We start from the raw sequence: 8,511 nt of genomic DNA, 5'->3' as shown, positions 1-8,511 counted from the left end.
AGGCATTTGTCGCTCTAAGGGATTTTGCGAAGGAGTGCCGTACCGGGGAGTACGGTCGACTGAGTAAAACTCCCTTAGAGCGGCAAAGGGCAAGTGAGAGCGGGAGCATGTTTATGAAATATCCGGGCTAAGCTCCGTGAAAAATGGAGTGCCAGTTTCTTATACACAGACCTGGACTGTTTTGATGCCGGTGTTGATTTATTGACTAATAGCCTTTCCCGTCTCAATCCAGAGCAGATTCATATCATCGTTAGCGATATAGAAAAAGAAGTAAAATCTTTTATCAGAACCTTCGAAGCGACTGCCGAAGAGCCCTCTTTCAAACGTCTTGATCTCTGCAGTAATGAAGTACTAAAGGCTCTGAAAAAGCTGGGCCTTCCTGAAAGTAGTACTGTTACATCCAGAGATGTTTACTCACAGTTTCGAAAGTTAGCATTGGTATGCCATCCAGATAAAACAGAAGAAGATAATGAGGAAAAATTTAAAGAACTCAACAAAGCCAAAGAAACATTAATCCGCAGATTAGAGTGAAATGAAAGGTACCGAGGCTGAAACAAAACTATAGATCCACTTATTTAATGGATTCTGATTTATTTTCAGCCGTCATATTTTGAAACCATTCACCCGGGCCCCCTTTGTGTTAAACTCTTGCCGCTTTTTTATATGAACTTCCCATGAAAGACAGGCAGTGTCAGACCCCTGCTATTTTCATGCTGGGCTCCGGGCAACCCTATCATTGCCCCATGAGCTGTACAAAACTGACTGAGTGACTACTCACCACTGGGCGAGCCATGACCGAACAACTGAGCGAACATTACAAAGCCATCCTTGAATCCCTGGGAGAAGATATTCACCGGGATGGCCTGAGAGACACCCCCAAGCGTGCCGCTAAGGCCATGCAGTTCCTGACTCGCGGTTATGAGCAAAGCCTTGAGGACATCGTTAATAATGCGGTGTTCGAATCCGACATCAGCGAAATGGTGGTGATCAAGGACATCGAGCTGTACTCCATGTGCGAACACCATATGCTGCCATTCATTGGCAAGTGCCACATTGGTTATATTCCCGATGGCAAGGTTCTGGGCCTGTCCAAGTTTGCCCGTATTGTGGATATGTTTGCCCGCCGCCTGCAGATCCAGGAAAACATGACCAAGCAAATTGCTGATGCGATTGTTGAAACCACAGGTGCTAAAGGTGTTGGTGTGGTGATTGAAGCACAACATATGTGCATGATGATGCGTGGTGTAGAGAAACAGAACTCTTCCATGACTTCTTCTGTCATGTTGGGTCTGATGCGTGAAAACCAGCCTACCCGTGAAGAATTCCTCCAGTTTATCCGTCACAGATAAACCGGTAAGAGGGAGCCTTACTGGCTCCCTTTCTTCAAGCGGCTGGCAACAAGCAGTTAAACTCAGTCCCTTCCCCCTTGCTGCTTTCTACATTGATGCTGCCATTGTGAGCTTCAACAATCGCCTTGACCAAAGACAACCCAAGACCAAAACCCGGTGTTTTTCGACTGGCATCTCCTCGATACAAACGATCGAAAATATGAGGCAGATCAGACTCGGCAATCCCCCTGCCCGTATCTTTTACGGACACCCGCCACGAGTCACCTTCTTTACAAGCCGAGACCACAATATTCCCCTGCTCAGGGGTAAATTTCATGGCGTTGTCCAAAAGGTTGGCAAAGACTTGCCGCAATCGGTTTGGGCTGGCCATTACAGTCATGCTATCCGGCAGCTCGAATTGCAATTGGACATGCTTCTCTTCTGCCAGATATTCATACAACTGTGCCGCTTCAGTAATCAGATCCGTTAAATTAGCCTGGGTTCGATCTCTGGCGTCAAGGTGCTGCTCCACAGCAGCGACATCCAGCAGGCTATTAACCATCGACAGCATTCTCTCGCTTTCTTCCAGACAATCCATCAGGCTCTCTTTCAGCGCTTGGGGATCATTATTGATCATGGCTTTTTCTGCACTGAGCCGCATCCGGGTCAAAGGGGTTCTGAGGTCATGAGCGGCTGCATTCAGAGTATCTTCAAGGCTGCGAATCAACTGATCAATTCGGCTCATCTGCTGATTGAACAGCAGGGTTAACTGACCTAACTCACTGCTTTTGGAAGACGACAGAGGCAGTTGATCCTGCAACCCCTTTCTTTGAAGGCCCTCTTTTCGCTGAAGGCTCTTAACATGCTCCACCAGCTTGCGGATGGGCTTAAGCATCCGATCATTGAGCCAGGCTACAAGAAGAATACTGATGGCCCAGAGAGCCAGTAGCGTCAACAACATAACATTGCGAAAGCTCGCCAGCTCTTCATAGCGCAGCCCACTGGAAAGACTCAGTACCAGTGTCTGAGTCCCAATAATCTGTTGACTGACCAGACTGCCATCATCCAGCTTTTCAGTGGTTGAAAAAGGCAGATCGACGCCTTCATGAAAAAGTAATTCACCATCGCTGGCCCAGAGGCTGGCACTGTATCCACTCAATCTCAGAAAATAACGATCACGCTCCAGCACGGTCAGTATCTTTTTCTGACCACTACTGTTGTATATACGCTGCATATTATTGTTAATGACTTTCAGCAACTGGGCATCCCGACTGACCAGCTCTTCTTCAAACAGGTGATAACTGACAGCGCCCAGGCCGGAAGCAATCACCATCATAATGAGACCATACCAGAGAGTAAGTACTCGCTTAGTAGGCATCATGACCTGCCCTTCACTGATGACTAACTTATTCGCCGGCTCTGAGTACATAACCCATCCCCCTGATCGTGTGGAGCAACTTGATGGGCTCATCCTTGTCTATTTTACTTCTCAGTCGGCAGACCAGAACATCAACAACATTGGTCTGCGGATCAAACTGATAATCCCAGACATGCTCCATAATCTGTGTTCTGGAAATGACTCTCTCCCGGTTTCGAAGGAAAAACTCCAGCAGAACCATTTCTCTGGGCTGCAGAGATAATTTGCGCTCTCCCCGCCAGGCCAGTTTGCGGGACAGATCAAAACTGAGGCTATGAAAGCTCAGTTTTTCCGATACCACTGTTTGTGCCGACTGATTTCGGCGCAGTAAAACCTCTACCCGTGCCAACAGCTCATTAAAAGAGAAGGGTTTCGTGAGATAGTCATCTCCACCGATTCGCAAACCAGAAACCTTGTCGTCTACTGTCTTTCGAGCACTCAGGAAAAGAATAGGAAAGGTAACGCCCTGCCCTCTGAGACTTTTCACCAGATCCAGACCGTTCATTCCCGGCAGCATGATATCCACTATGGCCAGATCAAAAGGCTCAACCACGACTTCATCCAGAGCTTCTTCAGCACTCTGACACTGAGTCACACCAAACCCGTGCTCTTTCAGGCCATCACTGACAAAGGTGGATATTACAGAATCGTCTTCTACTACCAGGATATTCAACAGCCTACTCCAAAATCCGGCGACATTATTAGTATCTTTCTTCGAGGGTAGAGTAACAGCAAAAGGTCGGAAAAGAAGAAACCTTTCCAGCCTGTAATGTTCAGGCAAGGTCAGGGCAATGGTGGCTCACTAATCTACAACCAAGCGCTGAGACAACAGCAACCAAACACAGAGACAACAAGATAAATATTAAGGATACGACCATGAAAAAGAGCATCATCGCACTGGCTTTTATCGCTACTGGACTGGCTACTGGAGCACAGGCTAACACCACCTCCCTGCCCACCCTGACTGACAAAGCGGCTCTGGAACTGGTCAACCAGGGCCTGCAATCTTGCAGAAGTGATGGCTACAACGTGAGCGTTGCTGTTGTTGATCGTACCGGCTCCCTGAAAGCCTTCGGTCGTTCTGAGTTGGCCGGCCCACATACTGTCGACAGTGCACAGAAGAAAGCCTTCACCGCAGCCTCCATGGGTCAACCAACTGCTAACCTGGCCAAACTGGTGACCGACAAGCCTTTCCTGCAGGGTTTGAAAGACATGGATTCACGGATGTTGCTGCTGGGTGGCGGAATGCCGATCAAGGTTGATGGACAGATTGTCGGTGGTATCGGTATTGGCGGAGCGCCTGGTGGTCATCTGGACCAGGCTTGTGCGGAGCAGGCTATTAAGGTTGCTCTGAAGTAAGACCAATAAGCAAGGTGATTCCTCACCAACCAAGCACTATCGAACAAGCACTATCGAAACTCTGCCTGGACGCTTCCGAGTCCAGGCAGAACTCATCAGCACTCCCTGACCGATTTTCCCTTCATCGCCCAGCCATTTCGAATTTGCACACCTTAACCCGGAAAATTCATAAAGCTGCTTTGATAAGGCTGAAGGCCTTGGAAATACAGAGCTGTTCGATTCTTGATGTGTACGAAAATAAACGAACATCGCTCGTCGGCTTCTCGCTAGCTCTTTTTCCGCCATGACAGCATTTTCTCGTCAGATCCAGGCAATAAGCATGAATATGACGAGAAAATGTGTCAGCCGAAAAAATAGCAGAGCGAGAAGCTCGACACTTTATGAAATTTCCGGGTTAAAACCACTCCCCCAAAAACCCTGGCAAATCCGACACTGATTCAGCTCATCAAAAATCCTGATAAGTAGCACGTAGGTTTATACAAAAAACAGGTTGACTCTGGCACAATCCGGCATAACATATAAATAGATGTTTATATGTTTTCAGGGAGGACGCAGTTATGTCCACATGCACAACAACCAAAAGCTGCTGCTCAGCAAATAAAGTGGTCCAGCCCGTCACTTCCATTGAAGCTACCACCCGCTATAAATGGTCCGTGGGTGGAATGGACTGCGCCAGCTGTGCTGCAAAAATCGAGAAAGCACTGGCTGCAACCTCTGGTGTCAAACAAGTCAGAGTAGCCTTCGCAACAGAGCGCCTTCTGGTTGACCTGGATCAGAAAGTCTCACCCGACATCATTCAGAAAACCGTGAAACAGCTGGGCTTCACCCTAAGAAGTACCGATCAGGACGAAAAAGAAGAGCCTCTCTGGAAAGCTCATTCAACGTTCACCATGCTGGCTGTTCTGATGACCCTTGCCGGAATCTTTATGCTTTTCGATCCGGCATGGGGTTCATTTGGTTTTCTGTTGGCTACCAGTCTGGGTGTTTTGCCCTTTGCTAAAAAATCATTCAACCAAATTCGCAATGGTACCTGGTTTGGTATTGAAACCCTGATGACCGTTGCCGCACTGGGGGCTCTGCTCCTGGGAGAAACCGTTGAAGCGGGCCTGGTGCTGCTACTGTTCTCCCTCGGTGAAATGCTGGAAGGTTTTGCCGGAAGAAAAGCCAAAGCAGGCATTAAAAGCCTGATGCAACTGACGCCCGACACTGCTTGGAAAATACAAGACGGTGAGCGGATAGAAGTGCCTGCAGACTTCTTGGTACCCGGAGAACTGATCGAAGTATTACCCGGTGATCGTTTGCCGGTGGATGCCAGGTTGCACTCCAACCTGGGTTCTTTTGATGAAAGCGCACTGACCGGAGAGTCCATTCCCGTCAACAGGGAAGCGGGTGAAAAGATTATGGCAGGCTCCATGGTGGTGGATAAGCCTGTTCGTTTAACCGTTGAATCAGAGCCCGGTGAGAATGCCATTGATCGCATCGTTACTCTGATAGAAGAAGCTGAAGAGCGTCGTGCACCGATTGCCAGAATGGTGGATAAATTCAGTGCTTGGTATACACCCATGGTCATGGGGTTTGCCGCACTGGTCATGATCATTCCTCCCTTGTTCGCGGGTGCAGCCTGGACGCCCTGGGCTTATAAAGCACTGACTCTGCTGCTGATTGCCTGTCCCTGTGCCCTGGTCGTTTCCATTCCTGCTGCAGTCACTTCAGCGCTGGCTTCAGCTGCCCGCTTCGGTGCTCTGATTAAAGGGGGGGCAGCCCTGGAACAACTGAGAAACATCAAGAAGCTGGCTTTTGACAAAACGGGCACCCTGACAGAGGGCAAACCTCGTGTTACCCGGGTCATTGGCATCAGCGAACAGGCAGATAAGGTACTCTCCCTGGCAGGCTCTATTGAAATGGGTTCCAGCCACCCTCTGGCCACCGCCATTATTGATGAAACCAAGAGTCGAAATCTTGCTTTCTCAGAAGCAACTGATATCCACGTACTAACGGGTCGGGGTGTACAAGGCACCGTCTCCGGCAGAGCTATAAAAGTGCTAGCTCCCCGTTATATTGATGACAAAGACCTGGGTGACAACCAGTCCACCATCGAGTCTCTGGAATCAGAGGGCAATACAGTTGTCGTCGTTCAGGATGGAGAAGTGGTTCTGGGTCTGATTGGACTGGCAGATACTCTGAGAGAAGATGCTATTGAAGCGATCAAAAAACTCAAGAGCATTGGTGTTGGCAGTGTCATGTTAACCGGCGACAATCGACGTGCAGCAGCAGCGATTGCCGGCAAACTGGGCATAGACTACAAAGCCGAGCTATTACCGGAAGATAAAGTTAAAGCCATTCAAGAAATCCAGGCTCAAAATGATGGTGCTGTAGCTATGGTGGGTGATGGCATCAATGATGCACCCGCCCTGAAAACAGCAGAGCTCGGTATAGCTATGGGGCGAGGCAGCGACGTGGCTCTGGAAACAGCCGATGCAGCACTGACACACGAGCGCCTGGTCGAACTGCCACATATGATTCAATTGTCACAAAATACTGCAAAAATCACTCGTCAGAATATTGCTCTGGCTCTAGGGATTAATACCCTGTTCCTGCTGACAACCCTGTTGGGTGTAACCGGTTTGATGGCTGCAGTACTCTCTGATGCAGGCGGAACGGTATTAGTAACACTAAACGCACTGAGATTAATGAGAAAACAAAGATGAACTCAAATCATTGAAGTAACTGTCCTTCGACCTTTTATATCTATTACCGATCAAAGCTGTGATCACCTCTCACTGCAAGAACATCATCAGGGCTTGTAACAAGACATGGCCAATAAGCCCTGATAATCAACAGAGCTCATTGGTCAGGATTAGGAAAATCATGAAATAGAACGAAGGGCAAGCACCGGAAAAAACCGGAATCATCTTCATAACCCAACCGCTTGAAACTGGCATTACCTGAATGCATATAAAACTCAGAATTAAAAGGCACATAATGCCGTATAAGCTGTGTCATTCTCTGAGCATATTTTACACACCCCTGTGCAAGCATAGCTTTATCCAGATACTTCTTCACACCTTCTTCCGATATTTGAGAATACCCATGTGATATCAGAAACTGATTCACTCGGGTAATAATCCATTCAGGATACCCAATATCAGCAGATTTTCCATACCACCAATTAGAGATAGACCCCCAGCTTCCAACTTTCTTATATTGCTCATACCCATATAGCAAGTGTGCACTTATCACGGACGGCGTGAAAGTTCCAGAAGAAGCCTGCACCATTGCAGGTTTGATAAATAAATCAGAAAATGGATAGAGAACGGACAATGCCAAGTTAGAAAAGTCAAAAACAAACTCGCCTTTATATTGTAGAAGTACTGGTATAAAATCATTGAGCCTGATTTCAAAAACATCTTCATTACGATCAACTATTTCTAAATTATCCAAATGCAAGTCAACACTGATTTTATAATCCTTATTTTTTTCATTGAATGTAATGATCTTTTCGAACCACAGTAGTTGTTTGTCCAATAGTTGGCTAAGAAACTGATCTCCTCTCTTTTCAATATGAGCTTTGACACGCTGCTCAAGCCGAAGAAAGGGTTGTACAATATAGACCGAACTATACGCCTTCTCAGAGACATTTATGGCTATAAGGCATGTACCGCTGGAATGTATACCCATTTCCTTAAGCTTGACCCGATAATGATTGATTGCCTGCATCTGCTTCACAGCACTAGCGTGATCAACAAACCCCGAGTATCGCCTTATATGAAAACCATCAAGACCTTCGATCTCAAACCCTGTTGATATCGCCCCTACTCCTGTCACTACAGGCTTATAGACACTCTTTTCTATATAATAAGGGTCCAGACCATGTTCAAACTCCGCCAAATAGTTTGCTAACTCAGTTTGCCTTTGAATATTCACTTTCTCTGACACAAGGCAATCAGGTAAATATTTGTTGATAAGCATGTTGATTTTATAGGGAGAATGAGCATCTGAACTGGAACAATCAGTACAATCGACTGATATGACGTTCTCATCGGCAGAGTCCAATATGTGTGAAAAGCTTTTAGTCGATAACACCAAAATAAAAATGGTTAGAACGATTTGAGCCTTCGATTTAACTTCAGAAAAATTCGTTTCTGTCATGAAATCCCAACATATCTGCAACATTACTGAAATATTACCCCCTTTATTCTCGCAGCCATCCCATTTACTGACAAAAGAAAAGTGTTTTGCACAAACTGATCACGATACAGCAAAAATATTTTTCTCAATGACCTGAATCCGTGAGTTCATGATCGTTAAATTTGCCAAAAACTCAGTAATATCAGCATCTGTAGACTAATATTTGCTCATCTGGGTTTTCACCATATAAGTGCATTTTTGTGGAACTGAAATTTGAGC

Annotated in this window: 7 protein-coding genes; 4 read left to right on the top strand and 3 right to left on the bottom strand. The window is 46.7% G+C overall.

Annotation, left to right across the window (positions count from 1 at the left end; genetic code table 11):
* Window positions 1–201 precede the first annotated feature (201 nt).
* Window positions 202–531: a DnaJ domain-containing protein gene (locus tag ACR2PX_RS14145; RefSeq protein WP_434000000.1), complete on the top strand. Its 330-nt coding sequence runs from the start codon at window positions 202–204 to the stop codon at window positions 529–531.
* A gap of 260 nt (window positions 532–791) precedes the next feature.
* Window positions 792–1,349: a GTP cyclohydrolase I FolE gene (gene folE, locus ACR2PX_RS14140; RefSeq protein ID WP_433999999.1), complete on the top strand. Its 558-nt coding sequence runs from the start codon at window positions 792–794 to the stop codon at window positions 1,347–1,349.
* Between the two features lie 34 nt (window positions 1,350–1,383).
* Here folE and ACR2PX_RS14135 read toward each other — a convergent pair whose 3' ends face one another.
* The gene (locus tag ACR2PX_RS14135) at window positions 1,384–2,757 is read right to left on the bottom strand and encodes a sensor histidine kinase (RefSeq protein ID WP_433999998.1); all 1,374 of its coding nucleotides are present in this window, start codon (window positions 2,755–2,757) and stop codon (window positions 1,384–1,386) included.
* Complete coding sequence (locus ACR2PX_RS14130; RefSeq protein ID WP_433999997.1) at window positions 2,735–3,418, bottom strand: response regulator transcription factor; 684 nt, start codon at window positions 3,416–3,418, stop codon at window positions 2,735–2,737. The genes ACR2PX_RS14135 and ACR2PX_RS14130 overlap by 23 nt, the downstream gene beginning before the upstream one ends.
* Before the next feature lie 203 nt (window positions 3,419–3,621).
* On the opposite strand from ACR2PX_RS14130, the gene ACR2PX_RS14125 reads away from it, so the two are divergent.
* Both ACR2PX_RS14125 and ACR2PX_RS14120 read left to right on the top strand, forming a co-directional pair.
* Window positions 3,622–4,104: a GlcG/HbpS family heme-binding protein gene (locus ACR2PX_RS14125; protein WP_433999996.1), complete on the top strand. Its 483-nt coding sequence runs from the start codon at window positions 3,622–3,624 to the stop codon at window positions 4,102–4,104.
* A 557-nt stretch (window positions 4,105–4,661) separates the two neighbouring features.
* Window positions 4,662–6,812 (top strand): heavy metal translocating P-type ATPase, encoded by a 2,151-nt coding sequence (locus ACR2PX_RS14120; RefSeq protein ID WP_433999995.1) that lies wholly within the window; start codon window positions 4,662–4,664, stop codon window positions 6,810–6,812.
* A gap of 136 nt (window positions 6,813–6,948) precedes the next feature.
* Here the strand turns inward: ACR2PX_RS14120 and ACR2PX_RS14115 are convergent, their stop codons facing one another.
* On the bottom strand, window positions 6,949–8,253 hold the full coding sequence (locus ACR2PX_RS14115) for a hypothetical protein (protein ID WP_433999994.1): 1,305 nt from the start codon (window positions 8,251–8,253) through the stop codon (window positions 6,949–6,951).
* Window positions 8,254–8,511: the final 258 nt, after the last annotated feature.

It is taken from the genome of Endozoicomonas sp. (assembly GCF_051008435.1).
Taxonomy (GTDB): domain Bacteria; phylum Pseudomonadota; class Gammaproteobacteria; order Pseudomonadales; family Endozoicomonadaceae; genus Endozoicomonas_A.
Note: the sequence above shows the minus strand (reverse complement) of the source record. Positions and strands in the feature narration are given on the sequence as shown.